Origin of the sequence: Prevotella sp. kh1p2, assembly GCF_900111525.1 — a bacterium.
GTDB lineage: Bacteria > Bacteroidota > Bacteroidia > Bacteroidales > Bacteroidaceae > Prevotella.
This window is the reverse complement of the sequence record NZ_FOHY01000018.1, coordinates 51,989-71,945: the sequence shown is the minus strand read 5'-3', so window position 1 is coordinate 71,945 and position 19,957 is coordinate 51,989. Positions and strand designations below refer to the sequence as shown.

General features: G+C 55.8%; 20 protein-coding genes and 1 rRNA gene. 18 read left to right on the top strand and 3 right to left on the bottom strand.

All coding sequences use genetic code 11. The features are described 5' to 3' along the window. A 16S ribosomal RNA gene (locus BMW31_RS10830) occupies nt 1–330 on the bottom strand; the annotation flags it as partial. A gap of 618 nt (nt 331–948) precedes the next feature. Here BMW31_RS10830 and BMW31_RS10825 point away from each other — a divergent pair. The 18 genes from BMW31_RS10825 to BMW31_RS10745 all read left to right on the top strand — a co-directional run bounded on the left by BMW31_RS10825 (nt 949) and on the right by BMW31_RS10745 (nt 18,083). After that, nucleotides 949–1,668 carry a Bax inhibitor-1/YccA family protein gene (locus BMW31_RS10825; RefSeq protein ID WP_091825571.1) on the top strand — a complete coding sequence of 240 codons (720 nt, stop codon included), beginning with the start codon at nt 949–951 and terminating at the stop codon, nt 1,666–1,668. Nucleotides 1,669–1,729: 61 nt separating this feature from the next. After that, nucleotides 1,730–1,876 carry a hypothetical protein gene (locus BMW31_RS13500; protein WP_177166313.1) on the top strand — a complete coding sequence of 49 codons (147 nt, stop codon included), beginning with the start codon at nt 1,730–1,732 and terminating at the stop codon, nt 1,874–1,876. Between the two features lie 31 nt (nt 1,877–1,907). After that, nucleotides 1,908–2,702 (top strand): nitroreductase family protein, encoded by a 795-nt coding sequence (locus BMW31_RS10820; protein ID WP_091825568.1) that lies wholly within the window; start codon nt 1,908–1,910, stop codon nt 2,700–2,702. Nucleotides 2,703–2,737: 35 nt separating this feature from the next. Next, nucleotides 2,738–3,259, top strand: a complete 522-nt coding sequence (locus BMW31_RS10815; protein ID WP_091825564.1) for an STM3941 family protein — start codon at nt 2,738–2,740, stop codon at nt 3,257–3,259. Nucleotides 3,260–3,739: 480 nt separating this feature from the next. Continuing rightward, nucleotides 3,740–4,216, top strand: a complete 477-nt coding sequence (gene argR, locus BMW31_RS10810) for an arginine repressor (RefSeq protein ID WP_091825561.1) — start codon at nt 3,740–3,742, stop codon at nt 4,214–4,216. Between the two features lie 11 nt (nt 4,217–4,227). Next, the gene (locus BMW31_RS10805) at nt 4,228–4,857 is read left to right on the top strand and encodes a GNAT family N-acetyltransferase (RefSeq protein ID WP_091825557.1); all 630 of its coding nucleotides are present in this window, start codon (nt 4,228–4,230) and stop codon (nt 4,855–4,857) included. 82 nt (nt 4,858–4,939) lie between these two features. Continuing rightward, complete coding sequence (locus BMW31_RS10800; RefSeq protein ID WP_255404943.1) at nt 4,940–6,256, top strand: argininosuccinate synthase; 1,317 nt, start codon at nt 4,940–4,942, stop codon at nt 6,254–6,256. A 122-nt stretch (nt 6,257–6,378) separates the two neighbouring features. Then, nucleotides 6,379–6,573: a PspC domain-containing protein gene (locus tag BMW31_RS10795; RefSeq protein ID WP_091825553.1), complete on the top strand. Its 195-nt coding sequence runs from the start codon at nt 6,379–6,381 to the stop codon at nt 6,571–6,573. 1 nt (nt 6,574) lies between these two features. Beyond that, a complete protein-coding gene (argC, locus tag BMW31_RS10790) occupies nt 6,575–7,543 on the top strand; it encodes an N-acetyl-gamma-glutamyl-phosphate reductase (RefSeq protein WP_091825548.1) in 969 nt (322 codons plus the stop codon). 363 nt (nt 7,544–7,906) lie between these two features. Then, on the top strand, nt 7,907–9,049 hold the full coding sequence (locus BMW31_RS10785; protein ID WP_091825545.1) for an aspartate aminotransferase family protein: 1,143 nt from the start codon (nt 7,907–7,909) through the stop codon (nt 9,047–9,049). Next, nucleotides 9,046–9,831 (top strand): pyrroline-5-carboxylate reductase family protein, encoded by a 786-nt coding sequence (locus BMW31_RS10780; protein ID WP_091825541.1) that lies wholly within the window; start codon nt 9,046–9,048, stop codon nt 9,829–9,831. Before BMW31_RS10785 ends, BMW31_RS10780 begins: the two co-directional genes overlap by 4 nt. Nucleotides 9,832–9,990: 159 nt before the next feature. After that, nucleotides 9,991–10,548, top strand: a complete 558-nt coding sequence (locus BMW31_RS10775; protein WP_091825538.1) for a helix-turn-helix domain-containing protein — start codon at nt 9,991–9,993, stop codon at nt 10,546–10,548. A 238-nt stretch (nt 10,549–10,786) separates the two neighbouring features. After that, nucleotides 10,787–12,469, top strand: coding sequence for an AMP-binding protein (locus BMW31_RS10770; RefSeq protein ID WP_091825591.1), 1,683 nt, complete (start codon nt 10,787–10,789; stop codon nt 12,467–12,469). 35 nt (nt 12,470–12,504) lie between these two features. Further along, the gene (gene proB, locus BMW31_RS10765; protein WP_091825533.1) at nt 12,505–13,281 is read left to right on the top strand and encodes a glutamate 5-kinase; all 777 of its coding nucleotides are present in this window, start codon (nt 12,505–12,507) and stop codon (nt 13,279–13,281) included. An 11-nt stretch (nt 13,282–13,292) separates the two neighbouring features. Next, a complete protein-coding gene (locus BMW31_RS10760) occupies nt 13,293–14,537 on the top strand; it encodes a glutamate-5-semialdehyde dehydrogenase (RefSeq protein WP_091825529.1) in 1,245 nt (414 codons plus the stop codon). A gap of 55 nt (nt 14,538–14,592) precedes the next feature. Beyond that, a complete protein-coding gene (locus BMW31_RS10755; protein WP_091825588.1) occupies nt 14,593–15,588 on the top strand; it encodes a Rossmann-fold NAD(P)-binding domain-containing protein in 996 nt (331 codons plus the stop codon). 165 nt (nt 15,589–15,753) lie between these two features. Continuing rightward, nucleotides 15,754–17,007, top strand: coding sequence for an alpha/beta hydrolase family protein (locus BMW31_RS10750; RefSeq protein ID WP_091825526.1), 1,254 nt, complete (start codon nt 15,754–15,756; stop codon nt 17,005–17,007). Between the two features lie 35 nt (nt 17,008–17,042). Next, entirely contained in the window at nt 17,043–18,083 is a 1,041-nt protein-coding gene (locus BMW31_RS10745) for a threonine aldolase family protein (protein ID WP_091825524.1), read from the top strand. Nucleotides 18,084–18,233: 150 nt separating this feature from the next. Here BMW31_RS10745 and BMW31_RS10740 read toward each other — a convergent pair whose 3' ends face one another. Continuing rightward, nucleotides 18,234–18,575, bottom strand: a complete 342-nt coding sequence (locus BMW31_RS10740) for a hypothetical protein (RefSeq protein WP_091825519.1) — start codon at nt 18,573–18,575, stop codon at nt 18,234–18,236. Nucleotides 18,576–18,673: 98 nt separating this feature from the next. Beyond that, nucleotides 18,674–19,861 (bottom strand): glycine C-acetyltransferase, encoded by a 1,188-nt coding sequence (kbl, locus tag BMW31_RS10735; RefSeq protein WP_091825516.1) that lies wholly within the window; start codon nt 19,859–19,861, stop codon nt 18,674–18,676. Nucleotides 19,862–19,957 lie beyond the last annotated feature (96 nt).

The following is a 19,957-nucleotide window of genomic DNA, read 5'->3' as shown; positions in this document are numbered from 1 at the left end:
TCTCAGTTCCAATGTGGGGGACCTTCCTCTCAGAACCCCTACCGATCGTAGCCACGGTGGGCCGTTGCCCCGCCGTCAAGCTAATCGGACGCATCCCCATCCATAACCGTTGCCTTTACTCCGCGTCTGATGCCGTCTGTGGAGTGCATGGGGAATTAGTCTGCCTTTCGGCAGGTTATGCCCCGGTTAAGGGAAGGTTGGATACGCGTTACTCACCCATCCGCCGGTCGCCATCACAGGTTGCAAGCAACCCGCATGATGCCCCTCGACTTGCATGTGTTAAGCCTGTAGCCAGCGTTCATCCTGAGCCAGGATCAAACTCTCCATTGTAAAATATGAATTCTATTCCCATGCCACGAAAGGCACGGAAAAGGTCTGTCTGTTCTCGGATGTCCGTCTATTCTCTTCAAGAAGTCTTTTCAATATATGAATTGAACGGTTCGTTTCTTTTACCCGGACGCTTCACTACCTATTGATATAAATAGAAAAAGCGCCCGCTTCTCGTACTACTTTTCTGTCTATGTAAATCGTTTCAAAGAACTCTTTTGATGGCCTACGGGATTACCCGAAAGCGGATGCAAAGGTAGAACAAAAAACAGTAACAGCCAAACAAAATAAAAGGAAAAATTCAAAAACACGCAAACTTTTCCGCTAAATTTACAAAAATAGGACTCCAGACATTTCTTCTCCTTATTATATAATGGGGATGCAGGAAGAGAGCGGACATGCAGCAACAACGCCCGAAGAGAAAAGACAGCGCCGCCGGGCTGAAAAAACGGCCGGCCGCCGGAGTCAAATAACCTAAAAAATTGGCATTCCTTTTGCTGATACGATTATTAAGCACTATATTTGCAAACGACATGCCGCGCTGCTGAAACAGGTTGGCAAGCCGCCAACCCACCCGCCGGCACGGTCTTGCAGAGTGAAACAAACAAAACAAGAAAGAATATGGAAGTAAACGAATTAGAAAGAATGATCAGGGAGAAAGAAGGCTCTTTGTCCATGGCTTTTCCGGCCTTGATGCGCAAAGTGTATGTATGGATGACGCTGGCCCTGCTTATCACGGCCGTAACGGCCTACGGCGTAGCCGCTTCGCCGGGCCTTGTGAGCACCATCTACAGCAGCAAGGCTGTGGTGATAGGACTCTTTGTGGCCGAGATAGCGCTGGTGATGTGGATTACAGCACGACTTGACAAGTTGTCACTCCAAACAGCCACGTTGCTGTTTATCCTCTACTCAGTCCTCAACGGAGTCGTGTTGTCGTCGGTGTTCCTGGCTTTCCAGCTCGGCACCATAGCCAAGGTGTTCTTCATAACGGCCGGAACATTCGGCGCAACGGCCGCCTACGGCTATTTTACACACCGCGACCTCACCCGCTTGGGCAGCCTGCTGATGATGCTGCTCATAGGCGTCATCATTGCCACAGTAGTCAACGTGTTCCTTATCAAGAGCACGATGTTCGACCTGGTGATAAGCTACATCGGCGTGGCAGTGTTCGTTGGGCTTACTGCCTGGGACACGCAGTCCATCAAGCGCATGCTGGCCATGCAGACCGACATGGGCGAGGGCGCACAGAAGATTGCCCTCTTCGGTGCGCTGAACCTCTATCTCGACTTCATCAACCTGTTCCTCTACATTCTCCGCATCTTTGCCCGCAGCGACAGCTAAGCAGCGGCAAACCCTACGCCAAGGTCTGTCCGGCTAATAATATCACCGTGACAAGGATGGAGTGAAGTTCTCCGACCATTGCGAAGTATGCTATGCCTGTCTGCACAACTGTCCGAAGACGGCTATCCACATGCCAATGGAGGCAGGTACACTACGGTTCAGAAACGAGCATGTAACCGTGGCCGACATCATTCGTGCCAACGGATAACCCCATACTACAATTACAAATACTGACTGGCATGAATATGATAGAACTGATTAGAACAAGGAAGAGCGTTCGCACTTTTGACGGGCGACCGCTGAGTGAAGAAGACGTGAAGAAACTCTCAGACTATGCGGCAACCATCACCAATCCGTATGGCATTTCCGTGAGCTTCGTGTTTCTTGATGCAAAGGAGCATGGGCTTTCAAGTCCCGTAATTAATGGAGAGCATCTGTACGTAGCAGGTAAAGTTCCGATGGTGGCCCATTGTGAAGAGGCTTTCGGCTATTCTTTCGAGCAGTTTGTGCTCTATGCGTGGTCTCTTGGCATTGGTACCACGTGGATTCGCGGTACGATGAAACGCGAGTTGTTCGAGCAGGCAGCTGAAACTGCGGATGGCGAACTGATGCCCACCGTCACCTCGCTGGGCTATCCGGCTACAGAACGAGCCGAGGCGGACATCAAGCTACGTGCAACCGTACACGGCGATGAGCGACTGGAACCGTCTGAACTGTTTTTCGACAAAACCTTCTCCACACCATTGAGTGCATCAGATTATGACGATGCCCTTGATGCTGTAAGATGGGCACCATCTGCTGCCAACCGCCAGCCATGCCGTGTTGTCAAGGATGGTAATGCCTACCATTTCTATCTGAAGCATTCGTCTGCCAATCGTAGCAGTGCTACTTGGGATGTACAGAAGATAGACTTGGGAATTTCCATCTGCCATTTCATGAACGTCACGGGTGGCGAATTCAGTATTGCCGACCCAAAGATAGGCACTGATGAGAGTACAGAGTACATTGCTACAGTAACAATAAAGAATAAGTAATAGTCAAACCGCAACAGTCTTATAAATCGGAATTTATGGAAACTATCAAAGTTTATCATTCTCTTTGGAAAAGCGGATTGCTCATTGCAGTCAGTTTGGGGTTTGCTGCCCTCGGCATATATATCATTTTTTCCGGTAATGACGGTATTGTAGCATGGCTAAGTACTTTATTTTTCGGCATTGGCGGACTCTTCGTGCTATGGCTTGTATTAAAAGAAAGAATAAATCATACACCATATTATGTGATTACTGACAATGGCATCATCATGAACAGTGGTTTAAAGACTTATGAAGTTCACTTTGCTGATGTAGAATATTTCTTTGTCACGGAAGTTGGAACAGCAAGGGGAAAAACAAAGTTGATTGGCATACAATACAAAAGAAACGTGGAGTTACAAAAATTTGAAGATGCTGGCAAGGCTGGGCATACCGTTCGTCACCTCAACATGAGTGTGACTGGTTCACAAGAAGCTCTCCCCGCAGATGGCTTGACGATTAAACCAAAGGACTTGTGCGAAATACTAAATGAAAGAGTAGAATCGTCACGAAATATCTGAGAGCAGAACAATTTCAAAAGAAATAATTTAGCTTAGATGTTTACAAGTAAACCTCTTTCGGTAGGTAAATTCCAATTTATAAATCCGTGACGATATATTAAAGTTCTACGAATTTAGAATAAAGCAAGTTATGTATCCATTGATTTTTGTACATGGATACACGACTTGAAGTCTCGAAAGATAGTTTCGGGAACTTTTGACACTTGTCGAATTCATGTGCGACAAGTGTCAAACAATCGTGCGACACTTGTCGAAAGTTCCCGAAGCATGCCTTCAACACCCTCGGCGCACGTCTTCGGCCACCCGTTTCGGGTCATAAAGGATAACGGTTAACATCCGCCCGAAGTTGCATAAATATCACTCAGGAGGAAAGAAAACGGAAAAATATACCATTAAAAACACAAAAATATACTTTTATATTTGGCAGTTGCATAAATAATACCTACTTTTGCAATCGCTAACGAATAAAAATTCACCCGCATGAAGATAAAGAACCAGAGGATGGAAGCCCTGAAGATGCTCATCTCGAGCAAGGAGATGGGCAGCCAGGACGAAGTGCTGAAAGAGCTGGCCAAGGAAGGTTTCACGCTCACGCAGGCCACACTGAGCCGCGACATGAAGCAACTCAAGGTGGCTAAAGCTGCCAGCATGAACGGCAAGTACGTGTACGTACTGCCCAACGAAACCATGTACAAGCGCGTCTCCAAACCCCAAACGGCCACCGAGATGCTCCGCTCGCCGGGCTTCGTGTCGGTCAACTTCTCCGGCAACATGTGCGTTATCAAGACCCGCCCGGGCTATGCCAGCTCCATAGCCTACGACATCGACAACAGTACCATACCCGAGATACTGGGCACAATAGCCGGTGACGACACCATCTTCATCGTCATCAGGGAGGGTGCCTCCAAGTCCGGGCTGCTCCAGGCGCTCGGTCTGGCCGTCCCGCAGATAAAATAGAAAGTCAGAAAATGGAAGAAATAAGCGTGATGGTGGCCGACCAGTCGCATGAGAAATACGTCGACACCATCCTGCAAACCATGGCCGAGGCCGCCAAAGTGCGCGGTACCGGCATAGCCAAGCGCACCCACGAGTACCTTGCTACCAAGATGCGCGAGGCCAAAGCGGTAATAGCGCTCGAGGGAGAGCGGTTCGCCGGCTTCAGCTACATTGAGACCTGGGGCAACAAACACTATGTAACCACATCGGGACTCATCGTGCATCCCGACTTCAGAGGCCGCGGCATATCCAAGCGCATCAAAGACCTCACCTTCACGCTTGCCCGCACCCGCTGGCCTCATGCCAAGATATTCTCGCTCACCAGCGGCTCGGCAGTCATGAAGATGAACACGCAGCTGGGCTACCATCCGGTCACTTTCAGCGACCTGACGGACGATGAAGCCTTCTGGCGGGGCTGCGAGGGCTGCATCAACGTTGACGTGCTGCACCGCACCAACCGCCGTTACTGCATCTGCACCGCCATGCTCTACGACCCCGAGGAGCATCTGCCGGCCAAGTTACCCAAAGACGTATTGGAGCGGATAAGGAGGATTGAGGGCCCAGCTCAGCCTCTCCCGAGGGAGGGGAGCATAGACTCATGAAGACTGAACGGCTGGCATGGCGCGGGCAATAGGCGAGACAAAGCGGAAAATACATGAAATCAAAGATAAACAAGAATACAGAATGATGGAAACAAAGGCGAAGAATTTAACAGGAACAAACAGTGGGCAGGCAACGCCATGCGGCCAGACAGCCGCAACACCCCTCACCGGTGAGGGGCCGGAAGTGGGCTCACACGCCGGCTCCAAGAAGTCGGTAGTGGTGGCGTATTCGGGCGGTCTGGACACTTCTTATACCGTCATGAAGCTCGCGCAGGATGGGTGGAACGTGTACGCAGCCTGTGCCAACACGGGCGGGTTCAGTCCCCGGCAGCTCAAAGCCAACGAGGAGAACGCCTACAAGTTGGGGGCAGTGAAGTACGTAACGCTCGACGTGACGCAGGAATACTACGAGAAGAGCCTGAAGTACATGATTTTCGGCAACGTGCTGCGCAACAACTGCTACCCCATCTCGGTCTCCAGCGAGCGTATCTTCCAGGCTATCGCCATCGCGCGCTACGCCAACGAGATTGGTGCCGATGCCATCGCACACGGCTCAACGGGCGCAGGCAACGACCAGATACGCTTCGACATGACCTTCCTGGTCATGGCACCGGGCGTTGAAATCATCACCCTGACCCGCGACCACGCACTCTCACGGCAGGAGGAAGTCGACTATCTGAACGCTCATGGCTTCGAGGCCGACTTCAAGAAGCTAAAGTACAGCTACAACGTGGGCATCTGGGGCACCAGTATCTGTGGCGGCGAGCTGCTCAACCCCACGCAGGGACTGCCCGAGGAGGCCTATCTCAAGCATGTTACCCGGCAGGATGAGAGCGAGCTGAGGATAACTTTCGAGAAGGGAGAGATTGCTGCCGTTAACGGCAAAACATTCGACGACAAGGTTGCGGCCATACAGAAGATTGAGCAGATAGGCGCCGCCTACGCCATCGGTCGCGACTGCAACGTGGGCGACACCATTATAGGCATCAAGGGACGCGTGGGCTTCGAGGCCGCTGCTCCTATGCTTATCATCGAAGCCCACAGGCTTTTGGAGAAGAGCACGCTCAGCAAATGGCAGCAATACTGGAAGGACCAGGTGGCCAACTGGTACGGCATGTTCCTGCACGAGAGCCAATATCTGGAGCCCGTCATGCCCGATATGGAGGCCATGATGGCCAGTTCGCAGCGCCACGTGAACGGCACCGCCATCCTGAAACTGCGCCCCTACGGCTTCCAAACCGTGGGAGTAGACTCGCCCGACGACCTCACCAAGTCCAAGTTAGGTGAGTACGGAGAGATGCAACACGGCTGGACGGCAGAGGAGGCCAAGGGCTTCATCAAGGTTACTTCTACCCCGCTGCGCGTGTACTACGGCATTCATAAGGGGGAGGAGAGGTAGAACCTCCCCCTTGCCCCCTCCGAAGGAGGGGGTGATTGCTGCTGGGGAAGATTAAAAGAGGGATGCAACTTTTAAGGTCTGGAGGGCGTCTAACGGGTAAAAGGACTTAAAAGAAGACTGAAATGAGCAATTACAAGAAACTGAAAAGGTCATCAACAGATGTGTGGATAGGTGGAGTTTGCGGCGGCATAGCAGAGTACTTTGACGTCGACCCCACGCTGGTACGGATTACCTACGTGGTGCTCTCCATCGGCAGTGCTGCCTTCCCGGGCATCCTGGTCTACCTGCTGTTGTGGCTGATAATGCCTAAATACTGACATGATAAGGATTGGAATCCTGGGCGGAGCCGGCTACACGGCGGGCGAACTCATCCGTCTGCTGCTCAACCACGGGCAGGCAGAAATCGTATTCGTAAACTCCGAGAGCAATGCCGGCAACCTGCTGACCGACGTACACGAAGGTTTATACGGCGAGACCGACCTGCACTTTACCGCCGAAATGCCCTTCCATGAGGTCGATGTGGTGTTTTTCTGCTTCGGCCACGGCAAGAGCAGGGAGTTCATGCAGAGCCACGAGCTGCCCGATAACGTAAAGATAATAGACCTGGCACAGGACTTCCGCCTTGCTGCCGATGGCAACGACTTCGTCTACGGGCTGCCAGAAATCAACCGGGAGCTGATAGCCAAGGCCCGCCATGTGGCCAATCCGGGCTGCTTTGCCACGTGCATAGAACTGGGACTGCTGCCTGCCGCGGCCATGGGAATCATCGACCGCGACGTGTCGGTGAATGCCATTACGGGCTCTACCGGTGCCGGACAGAAGCCCGGAGCAACCACTCACTTCTCCTGGCGCAACAACAACATGAGCATTTACAAGGCTTTCAGTCACCAGCATGTGCCCGAAATCAGGCAGAGCCTCTGCCAGGTGCAAGGCCATCTGGAGGCTTCCATCGACTTCATTCCTTATCGGGGCGACTTCGCCCGCGGCATTTTTGCCACCGAGGTGGTGCGCACCGATGCCAATATCGACGACATCACGGAGGCTTACAGGCGGTTTTACAGCTCGGCGGCCTTCACTCACTACGTTGACAAACCGCTCGATTTGAAGCAGGTAGTCAACACGAACAAGGCGCTGGTGCACTGCGACAAGTTCGCCGACAAGTTGCTCGTAACCTCCTGCATCGACAATCTGCTCAAAGGAGCGGTAGGTCAGGCGGTGCAGAACATGAACATCATGTTCTGCATTGACGAGCGGGAAGGGCTCAGACTCAAGGCGAGTGCGTTCTAAAACCTCCCCCGGCCCCTCCGAAGGAGGGGGGTGCCTGGCGGCTCTTTGTCTGCTTTTTCGGCTTCGCCTTTTTGCTTTCTCCTTATTATATATAAGGACTCTGCCTTCTCCTTGTCACAAAGCAAACCGGTATCCTCCCCTTAGAAAGGGGAGGCAGAGGAGGGGATGACAAGTAGAAGCGGATGAACAGGGAAAAGACAAAAGCAGACCAGCCGGCTCTCCTCACAAAAAGCGGAGTGACGGAAGCAGCCATTCAGCAAAGTAAAAACAAGCATTAAACAACAAACAAGCAAGCAGTGCCCGCAAGAAACGCGCCCCCGCGAGGCACTCCCCTCCTTCGGAGGGGTCGGGGGAGGTATCAACATGGAATTATTTAACGTATATCCGCTCTTCGATGTCAACATCGTCAAAGGCCGGGGATGCAAGGTGTGGGACGACAAGGGGCAAGAGTATCTCGACCTCTATGGCGGCCACGCCGTCATCAGCATCGGCCACTGCCACCCGCACTACGTTGAGATGCTGACCGCGCAGCTCGGCAAGCTGCCCTTTTACAGCAACTCCGTAATCAACAATCTGCAACGTGAACTGGCCCAAAGGCTGGGCTCCATCAGCGGCTACGACGACTACCAGCTGTTTCTCATCAACTCCGGAGCCGAGGCCAACGAGAACTGTCTGAAGCTCGCCTCGTTCTACAACGGCCGCAAGCGCATACTGGCAGTGGCCAAATCGTTCCACGGCCGCACGTCGTTAGCTGTCGAGGCAACCGACAATCCCAAGATTATTGCCCCCGTGAACGATAACAACCACGTCACGTTCCTGCCCATGAACGACCTTGAGGCATGGGAGCAGGAGCTCGCCAAAGGCGATGTGTGCGCCTGCATACTGGAGTGCATCCAGGGCGTTGGCGGCATCAACATGGCCACACCCGAGTTTGCACAGGGCCTGCAGGCCGCCTGCAAGCAGTACGGAGCCGTGCTCATCTGCGACGAGATACAGTGTGGATACGGCCGCAGCGGCAGGTTCTTCGCCCACCAGTGGCTCGGTATTCGCCCCGACCTCATATCAGTAGCCAAGGGCATAGGCAACGGCTTCCCGATGGCAGGCGTGCTCATATCGCCCCGGTTCAGGCCCGTTTACGGCCAGCTGGGCACCACCTTCGGCGGCAACCACCTGGCCTGTGCGGCTGCCTTGGCCGTTCTCGACGTGTTCGAAGAGGAACATTTGGTGGAAAACGCACGCGAAACGGGCGAATACCTCATAGCCCGGCTCCGCGAGCTGCAGCTCACCCAGCCCCACATACTTGAGGTTCGCGGCCGCGGACTCATGATAGGCATCGTGCTCGACGTGCCGCAGAAGGACGTTCGTGCCAAGCTCATCTACAACGAACACTGCTTTACGGGCAGCGCATCGACCAACATGCTGCGCGTTCTGCCGCCGCTCTGCCTGACCAAGACAGAAGCCGACGACTTCATCAACCGACTCAACAACGTACTCTCCGACTTATGAAAATAGCCATTATAGGGGCCGGCGCCATGGGCGGAGCCCTCGCCCAAGGCCTCATCAGGGGCACTGTATTCGCGCCGCAAGACGTCATCGTGGCCAATCCTCATGCCGACAAGCTCCGGCGCCTGGCCGACATGGGCGCCTCCACGATAACCGACAACCGGCAGGCCGTGGCCGATGCCGACTTCATTGCCATCGTCGTAAAGCCCTGGCTGGTGCAGCCGGTCATCGAGGAGATAAAATCCGGGCTCGACTACAGCCGCCAGTCGATACTCAACCTGGCAGCTTCGGTCCCCTCCGAGCAGCTCTTCAAGTGGCTCGATAAGGGCACGGGAAAGCCCTGCCTGCATCAAGTCATCCCCAACACGGCCATAGCAGTAAAATCGTCCATGACCTTCATCGCCCCCTGCCATGCCACCCCGCAGCAGACAGAGGCCGTGGCAGCCATCTTCAACGACCTGGGCCGGGCCATGATTGTTGACGAGCGGCTGCTGCCGGCGGGCACCATGATGGCCGGATGCGGCATAGCCTACGCCATGCGTTACATCAGGGCAGCGGCCGAAGGGGGCGTGGAGCTGGGCTTCAAGGCCGACGTTGCCAAGGATATTGTGCTGCAAACGGTCAAGGGAGCGGTTGACTTACTGCTGCAAACGGGCAGCCATCCCGAGGCCGAAATCGACAAGGTAACCACTCCCGGAGGCCTTACCATCAAGGGACTCAACGAGATGGAGCACGCCGGATTTACCAGCGCCGTGATACGGGGGCTCAAGGCAGGGCTGCAATAACAGATTAACACGAAAACAGCTCAAAAGGTTGCACACTCTAAAAAACAGTGTGCAACTTTTTGCGTTTTATCACCCAAGGGCGAAAGAAAACGAAAGCCGGCGGGCTGAATATGAAAGTTTTTTCGTACTTTTGACTCGAATTAATCAAATGAACATATAATGGCAGAAGAAACATTAAAGCAAATAGGACAGCGACTGAAGGGCTTGCGCGAGGTACTCGACATCCCCGAAGCCGAAGTGGCGGAGCTTTGCGAGGTTACATTGGAACACTACAGGAAGATAGAAGACGGCGATGCCGACCCCGGCGTGTACCGTCTCTCGAAGATAGCCAAGCGCTACGGCATAGACCTCAACGTGCTGCTCTTTGGCGAGGAGCCGCGCATGAGCGCCTACTTCGTGACCCGCAAGGGGCAGGGACTGAGCGTGAACCGCCGCAAGGACTACAAGTACCAGAGCCTGGCCAGCGGCTTCAGGCGCCGCAAAGTTGACCCCTACCTCGTTACGGTAGACCCGCTGCCAGGCGACGAGAACCACAGCAAGAACGCGCACGAGGGCCAGGAGTTCGACGTTATCCTGCAAGGCGTGCTCGAAATCACCATCGGCGAGAAGGTCATCACCCTCAACCCCGGCGACAGCATCTACTTCGACTCCTCCGAGCAGCACTGCATGCGCGCCATCGGCAACGAGCAGTGCCGGTTCCTCTGCGTAGTTATATAGGCCTCAAAGCCATGCTCCAACCGCCCGTCAGGCATTTTACCAACCCGTTACCAATATCTGGTAAAGGCATTACCACTATCTGGTAAAGGCATTACCAGCATCATGTAGAGGCATTACCAGCATCATGTAGAGGCATTACCACTATGCGGTAAAGAAATTACCAACGGCCTGCAGAGGCCGCGGAGGCAATCTGCGGGGGCGCAGGAAACACAATATGAACTTTAAAAAGCAATACAACATGATAGAAAGATTTCTCAAGCAGACTCACTTCTCTTCGGAGGAAGACTTCAAGGAGCACCTGCATTTCATCATACCCGAGAACTTCAACTTCGCTTACGACGTAATGGACGCCTGGGCGGAGGAGAAACCCGACAAGCTCGCCTTGCTCTGGACGAGCGAACGGGGCGAAGAGGTGCGCGCCACGTTCGCCGACCTCAAGGAGCAGACCGACCGCACCGCAGCCTACTTCCAGAGCCTGGGCATAGGGCACGACGACAAGGTGATGCTCATCCTCAAGCGCCACTACCAGTGGTGGTTGTCCATGCTGGCCCTGTGCAAGATAGGCGCCGTGGCCATTCCCGCTACCCACATGCTCACCGCCAAGGACATTGCGTACCGCAACCAGCGGGCAAGCATCAAGGCCATCGTGTGCTGCAACGACAGCTACGTGACCTCGCAGATACAGGAAGCGATGGCCGAGAGCCCCACCGTTCGCACCCTCATTGCCGTTAACTCCTTGGTAGAGGGCGACAAGCCCGTGCCCCAGGGCTTCCACGACTGGCACAAGGAGTGGCCCCAGGCACCCCGGTTCCACCGCCCCGAGCACGTGAACACGAACGAAGATACCATGCTCATGTACTTTACAAGCGGCACAAGCGGCGAGCCGAAGATGGTGGCTCACGACCATCTCTACGCCCTGGGACACCTCACCACGGGTGTTTTCTGGCACAATCTGGACGAGAACAGCATCCATCTTACCGTGGCCGACACGGGCTGGGGCAAGGCTGTGTGGGGCAAACTCTACGGCCAGTGGTTCGCCGGAGCTACCGTCTTCGTGTACGACCACGAGAAGTTTACGGCCGAAAAGATTATGCGCGCCATGGAGAAATACCGCATCACGTCCTTCTGCGCGCCGCCAACCATCTACCGCTTCATGATACAGGAGGACTTCTCCAGATACGACCTCTCGGCCCTACGTTACTGCACCACGGCCGGAGAGGCGCTGGAACCGGCCGTGTACAAGAAGTTCTACGACCTTACCGGCATCAAGATGATGGAAGGCTTCGGCCAAACGGAAACCACGATGACGCTGGGTTCCTTCCCCTGGACGGAGCCCAAGCCGGGCAGCATGGGCAAACCCAACCCGCAGTACGACATCTGTCTGCTCAAGCCCGACGGCACTCCGTGCGAAGACGGAGAAAAAGGAGAGATTTGCGTGCACGTGGGCGACAGGAAGCCTCTTGGCCTCTTCAAGGGCTACTACCGCGACGAGGAGCTCACGCAGAAGGCCTGGAACCACGGCATCTACCACACCGGCGACCTCGCCTGGCGCGATGAAGACGGCTACTACTGGTTCGTGGGCCGCGCCGACGACGTTATCAAGAGCTCCGGTTACCGCATCGGCCCCTTCGAGGTGGAAAGTGCGCTCATGACGCATCCCGCCGTCGTGGAGTGCGCCGTTACCGGCGTGCCCGATGAGGTGCGCGGTATGGTGGTGAAGGCCACCGTCGTCCTGGCCGCCGAATGGAAGGACAAGCAGGGCGATGCGCTCATCAAGGAGCTGCAGAACCACGTGAAGCACGAGACCGCTCCTTACAAGTATCCGCGCGTCATCGAGTTCGTGGACGAGCTGCCCAAGACCATCAGCGGCAAGATTCGCCGCGTGGAGATACGCGAAAAGGACAGTGAAGCCAAGGCTTAGGCAACAGCAGTAAAGCGTAAGGAGATACTCAGGACATGAAACGCATAGTAGTAAAGGTGGGCAGCAACGTGCTCACGCGCGATGACGGCAAGCTCGACATCACCCGACTCTCGGCTATCGTCGACCAGACGGTATGGCTCCGCCGCCACGAGTACGAGGTCATACTGGTTACATCGGGCGCAGTTGCGGCCGGAAGAGACGAATTACGCGTTGCCCGAGGGCTGGACAATGCGGAGCAGCGGCAGCTGTTTTCCTCGCTCGGGCAGGTAAAGCTCATCGGTCTTTACTACAACCTGTTCCGCGAGTACGCCGTTCACGTGGGCCAGGTTCTCACGATGAAGGAGAACTTCAGTGCCCGGGAGCAATACCGCAACCAGCAGAACTGCATGGAGGTGATGCTCCGCAACGGCGTGCTGCCTATCGTGAACGAGAACGACACGGTGTGCATTACCGAGCTGATGTTTACCGATAACGACGAACTCTCTGGCCTCGTGGCCCACATGATGGGTGCCGAGGCGCTGGTGCTGCTCACCAATGTAGACGGCATCTACGACGGCATGCCCGGCAATCCGCAGGCACATCTCATCCCGACGGTAGCCTATGGCCACGACGTAAGCCGGTACGTGAGCGACGAGAAGAGCAGCCTGGGCCGCGGAGGTATGGCTTCCAAATGCCATACGGCAGCCAAGGCAGCCGCCGAAGGCATCAGAGTAATCATTGCCAACGGCCATGCACCGGAGATACTCATACGCCTGGCCGAGCATCCGGAGGCCACTCCGCACACCGAATTCATTCCTGCACCGAGAACGTAAAACAACACCACATGTCTTACCTGCAAACTTTCAGCAACGCCAAGGCAGCCACCAGACAGCTTGCCGCACTGACCGACGACCGCCGCAACGCCATTCTCGGCGCCGTGGCCGATGCCATCACGGCCCGCCGAGAGCAGCTGCTGGAGGCCAACCGGCGCGACCTGAGCCGCATGGAGGCCGACAATCCGCTCTACGACCGGCTCAAGCTAACGGCCCGGAGACTGTCGGACATCGCGGCCGACATGCGCCACGTGGCCACATTACCTTCCCCCCTGGGCCGAATACTCAAGCAATCCACGCTCGAGAACGGGCTCCGGCTGCAGCGCGTCAGCGTGCCCTTCGGCGTTGTAGGCATCATCTACGAGGCCCGACCCAATGTTACTTTCGACGTGTTCGCCCTCTGCATCAAGAGCGGAAACGCCTGCATACTCAAAGGCGGGCATGATGCTGACGAGTCGAACCGTGCCGAAGTGGAGCTGATACACGACGTACTGCGCCGCAACAGCATTGACCCGGCCGCGGTAACGCTACTTCCTTCGACGCACGAAGCCACAGCCGCCATGCTTGGAGCTACGGGGTACATAGACCTCTGCATACCGCGGGGCGGACAAAAGCTCATCCGCTTTGTCCGCGATAACGCCCGGGTGCCGGTCATCGAGACGGGAGCAGGCGTGGTGAACACCTACTTCGACGAATACGGAGATACGGAGATGGGCAGCCGCATCATCAACAATGCCAAGACACGGAGGCCCAGCGTGTGCAATGCTCTTGACTGTCTCATCATCCACCGGCAACAGTTGGCCCACTTGCCTGCACTCTGCCGGCCGCTCATGAGCCACTCGGTGCGCCTCTATGCCGACCCTCCGGCCTTCGAAGTGCTGGCGAACGAATATCCTGCCAACCTGCTGCAGCATGCCGATGCGGCAACTTACGGCACCGAATTCATGGACTACAAGCTCGCCATCAAGACGGTGGCATCGCTCGACGAGGCACTGGCACACATCGCGCAGTACGGCTCCGGGCACAGCGAAAGCATCATTACCGAGGACGAAAGCCATGCACTACGCTTCCAGCGTGAGGTCGATGCCGCCTGCGTTTACGTCAACGCGCCCACCAGCTTCACAGATGGAGCGCAGTTCGGGATGGGTGCCGAAATCGGCATCAGCACCCAGAAGCTGGGCCCCCGCGGCCCTATGGCGCTCGAAGAGCTCACCACCTACAAGTGGCTCATTACAGGGCAAGGCCAGATAAGGTAGCACCCACCGGCCCCCACGGGGGCAAATGGAACCGAAACATCAAACAAACAATGATATGAGAACATTCTTTAATGTAGCAGACATCGGTGACCTGAACCAGGCACTGCACGAAGCCGAGGAGGTGAAACGCAACCGTTTTGCCTACCGCAGCTTGGGAGAAAACAAGACGCTGTTGATGATTTTCTTCAACAACAGCCTGCGCACGCGGCTCAGCACGCAGAAGGCAGCCATGAACCTGGGCATGAACGTTATCGTGCTGGATGTGAATGCGGGCGCCTGGAAGCTGGAGACGGAGCGCGGCGTCATCATGGACGGCGACAAGAGCGAGCACCTGCTGGAGGCCATTCCGGTAATGGGATGCTACTGCGACATCATCGCCGTGCGCTCGTTTGCAGGCCTCGAGGACCGCGACTTCGACTATGCGGAGACCATCGTGAACCAGTTCGTGAAGTACAGCGGCAAGCCCGTGGTGGCTATGGAGACAGCTACGGTGCACCCGTTGCAGGCCTTTGCCGACCTCATCACCATCAGCGAGCACCGCGACCCGGCTGCATCGGCACGCCCAAAGGTGGTGCTCACCTGGGCTCCCCACTGCCGGGCGCTGCCCCAGGCGGTGCCAAACAGCTTTGCGCAGTGGATGAATGCAGCCGACGTTGACTTCGTTATCACGCACCCCGAGGGCTATGAACTCGACCCGAAGTTCGTGGGCAACGCCCGCGTGGAGTACGACCAGCGCAAAGCTCTGGAAGGTGCAGACTTCGTGTACGCCAAGAACTGGAGCTGTCCGGGTGTGAAGAACAAGGCCGACTACGGGCAGATATTGAGCCAGGACCGCTCGTGGACCATCGACAGCGAGCACATGAGCTGGACCCATAACGCCTATTTCATGCACTGTCTGCCCGTTCGCCGCGGCCTCATCGTTACCGATGATGTCATTGAGAGCAGCCGTTCGCTCGTCATCCCCGAGGCTGCCAACCGTGAGATAAGTGCACAGGTGGTGCTCAAGAGGGTGCTAACCTCCCCCTACCCCTCCGAAGGAGGGGAGCTTTAATGCCTGCTGTGGGCTTTTGGTGGGTTCTTTGTTTCGATTGAGAACCCACCAACCTACAAGTCCACTCATCATCACCCAACACCCATCACCTATCACCCAAAACTTCCACTCATCATCACCCTACACCCATCACCTATCACCCAATTCCCTAACACCTACCACCCTATGAAACAACTGATTATTGCTATACTGATGATAACATCCGTGGGAACAGCCCACGCACAAGAGATAACCGGCTCATGGAAAGGAAATCTCGACGCCGGACCACAGCAACTGGAGATGATTTTCAACTTCTCGAAGAGCCAGGACGGCAACAACCAGTGCACCATCGACGTGCCCGCACAGGGCGCACAGGGCATTCCGGCGCAGCTGCTCCACCTCTCGGCCGACTCCGTGAGCCTGCAGGTACCGGCCATCGGCATGTCTTACGCCGGCAAACTGACCAATCAGACCATCCGCGGCACGTTCCGTCAAGGTCCCGTCACGCTGCCCTTTGAGCTGAAACCGGGCAAGGCTGCAGCACCTGTCCGCCCGCAGGAGCCGAAAGCACCCTACCCTTACGCCACCGAGGAAGTAACCTTCAGCAACCCCGCAGCCAACGCCACGCTGGCCGGAACGCTCACTTTGCCCGTTGGATACAAGGCCGGCAAGCGCGTGCCCGTGGTGCTGATGGTTACCGGCAGCGGCCCGCAGACACGCACCGAGGGAGTGTTCGGCCACAAGCCTTTTCTCGTTCTGGCCGACTATCTGGCCCGCAACGGCATCGCATCGCTCCGTTACGACGACCGCGGCGTAGGCCAATCTACCGGTACCTTTACAGGAACAACCTCGCAAGGTTTTGCCGACGATGCCAAGGCAGGCCTCAACTACCTCCGCCAACGCAGGCAGTTTGGCCCCGTGGGAGTGCTCGGTCACAGCGAGGGAGGCCTCATCGCGTTCATGTTAGGTGCCGAGCGTGCGGCCGACTTCATCGTAAGTATGGCCGGACCGGGCATCAAAGGCGACACGTTGCTGGCCGAGCAGGTCAATGCCAACCTGCAACTGTACGGCCGGCCTGCCACACAGAGCGTGCAGAACCTGCGCAGCGAACTGGCTTCTAAACCGCAGGACGCATGGATGAACTACTTCATCGACTGCGACCCGGCAGTCTACATCAGCCGGGTAAGCATACCGCTCATGGCCGTAAACGGCAGCAAAGACCACCAGGTACTGCCCGGCAGCAACCTGAAAGCTATCCGCGAGCTGCAGCAGAGCGGCAACAAGCTGAACCTCATCAAGGAGTACGAGGGCCTGAACCACCTCTTCCAGCACTGCACAACGGGCGGAGCCGACGAGTATTACAAGATAGAGGAGACGATGGCAACGGAGGTAATGGCCGACATAGCGGCGTGGGTGAATGAGATAAAAGATAAAAGATAAGAGATAATAGATAAGAGATAAGAGATATTTTTGTTATGATTTCATTTGAGAGTGACTACAACAACGGGGCGCACCCCAAGGTATTGGAACATCTGATGGAGACCAACGGCAAGCAGAGCCTTACCTACGGGGCCGACGAGTGGAGCGATGCTGCCAAGGAGAAGATACGCCGGGCCTGCGCTGCTCCTGACGCCCACATCTACTTCTTGAGCGGAGGAACGCAAACGAACATGACCGTGATAGACGGCATGCTGGCCCACCACGAGGCCGTTATCAGTGCCGAGACGGGCCACATCAACGTGCACGAGGCCGGCGCCGTTGAGTTTACGGGCCACAAGGTAATAGCCCTGCCCGCCCACGAGGGCAAGATGAAGGCCTCGGAACTGGCCGACTACATGGACTGGTTTGTACATGACGAGAGCACGGAGCACCTGGCCCAGCCTGCAATGGTTTACATCACGTTCCCCACCGAGTACGGAACCATCTACTCGGCCAGCGAGATTAACGACATCTACAGCGTCTGCCGGCAGTACAGCCTCAAGCTCTTCATCGACGGTGCACGCATGGGTTACGGCCTTGCTGCAGAAGGAACCAACGTCGATTTGCCCTTCATTGCCGCCCACTGCAACGCCTTCTACATCGGCGGAACCAAGGTGGGAGCGCTCTGCGGCGAAGCTGTCGTATTCCCGACGGCGGCCGACGAGCCCCGCCACTTCTTCACTATTGTGAAGCAACACGGTGCCCTCATGGCCAAAGGTCGGCTCATCGGGCTGCAGTTCGACGCCCTTTTCACCGACGGCATCTATCTCGAAATCTCGCGCCATGCCATCCGCATGGCCGCCCGAATGAAGCAGCTGTTCGCCGACCGCGGCTATCGGTTCAGCATCAACTCGCCCACCAACCAGCAGTTCGTCATCCTGCCAAACGACAAGGTGAGGCAACTGGAGCAGCGGGTGCAGTTCACTCACTGGGCGCCCTGCGGCAAGGACGCCTTCGAGTGCCGCTTCGTAACGAGCTGGGCCACTACCAGCGACGACATCGAAACGCTGGCACAGATGCTCGACGAGCTCCGATAAGGCGCCGCGAAGGCATCAACCGGCCTTCGTGCACCACTCATTTAAAAATGCTGAAGCTATGCTTCGGGAACTTTCGACACTTGTCGCACGATTATTCGACACTTGTCGCACGATCGTTTGACAAGTGTCGAAAGTTCAGCGAAGATACCTTCAAGACAGAAACAAATAGCCTAAGAACGTGATGTTAATGACATGGAAGACCGTTGGAAGCGCCCAGGCCCAGCGGCGATGGCCCTTGCCGTAGAGCCGGACGGAGCAATAAGCGCCCACCAAGATAAGAAGTGAATAGCCATTAATGCCCGCAAAAGCAAGCCAGGCATACCACTCTACGCTCGGATTGTCGAAGAAGAAGATGCTCATAAACAGCAACAGGGGGGCTATGGCGAAAGGCACGAGGCTGAAAACCATCAGCAACAAGGGCACTCCTTTTTTGCGGCTGACATGCAAACACAGCAGGAAAAGGAACGCGTAGAAAAGTATCAGGGTAATCATAAGGGGATGCGGGGGCTAAGAAAAGGGTGACGTTGCGGGCTGATAAAAAGGCCGCCAAGTTCTAACTGCTTAGCGGCCTATGTGTTATTGCATACGAACTATTTGAGTACTCCGAGCTCCTTGCCCACCTTAACGAAGGCAGCGATGCAGCGGTCGAGCTGTTCGCGCGTGTGGGCAGCGCTTATCTGCACGCGGATACGTGCCTGTCCCTTGGGCACTACGGGGTAGTAGAAGCCCGTAACGTATATTCCTTCTTCCAAAAGACGGTTGGCATACTCCTGCGACAGGGGCGCATCGTACAGCATGACGGCACAGATGGCGCTCTGCGTGGGCTTGATGTCGAAGCCTGCATTGAGCATGCTGTTGCGGAAGTAGTTAACGTTTTCCACCAGTTTGTCATGCAGTGAGTTGTCTTCCTTGAGCATCTTGAACACTTCGAGGCTGGCTCCGATGATGGAGGGTGCCAGCGAGTTGGAGAACAGATAAGGCCGCGAGCTCTGGCGGAGCATGTCTATGATTTCCTTGCGGCCGGTGGTGAAGCCGCCGAGAGCACCGCCGAACGACTTGCCGAGGGTGCCTGTGTAGATGTCGACGCGGTCGTACGTGTTGCACAGTTCGCTCACTCCGTGGCCCGTAGCGCCCACAACGCCGGCCGAGTGGCTCTCGTCAACCATCACGAGGGCATCGTACTGTTCGGCCAGATCGCAAATCTTGTCCATCGGGGCCACGTTTCCGTCCATGGAGAACACGCCGTCGGTGCAGATGATACGGAAGCGTTGGTCGCGTGCCTCGATAAGGCACTGCTCCAGTTCGGCCATGTCGGCGTTGGCGTAACGGTAGCGTTTAGCCTTGCAGAGGCGCACACCATCGATAATGCTGGCATGGTTCAGCGCATCTGATATGATGGCATCCTCCTCCGTGAGGAAGGCTCCGAAGAGGCCGCCGTTGGCATCGAAGCAGGCTGCATAGAGGATGGTGTCCTCGGTGTGGAAGTATTCGGAGATGGCGGCTTCCAGCTCCTTGTGGATGTCCTGTGTGCCGCAGATGAAGCGAACCGACGACATGCCGAAGCCGCGGCGGTCCATCATCTGCTTTGCTCCCTCAATGAGGCGGGGATGATTGGAGAGTCCTAAATAGTTGTTGGCACAGAAGTTGAGCACTTCTTTGCCTTTTACCTGGATAGATGCGCCCTGTGGGCTCTCGATGATGCGCTCTTCCTTGTACAGTCCGGCCTCTTTCAGCTCGGCCAACTTGTTCCCTAAATGTTGTTTAATCTTTCCGTACATGTTATTAGACATTTAATGTTTCGTAACCGCAAAGTAACTCAATTTTCGCGATATGGGGCCGCTTCTTGTGTTATTTTTTATAAAACCGGGGGCAAA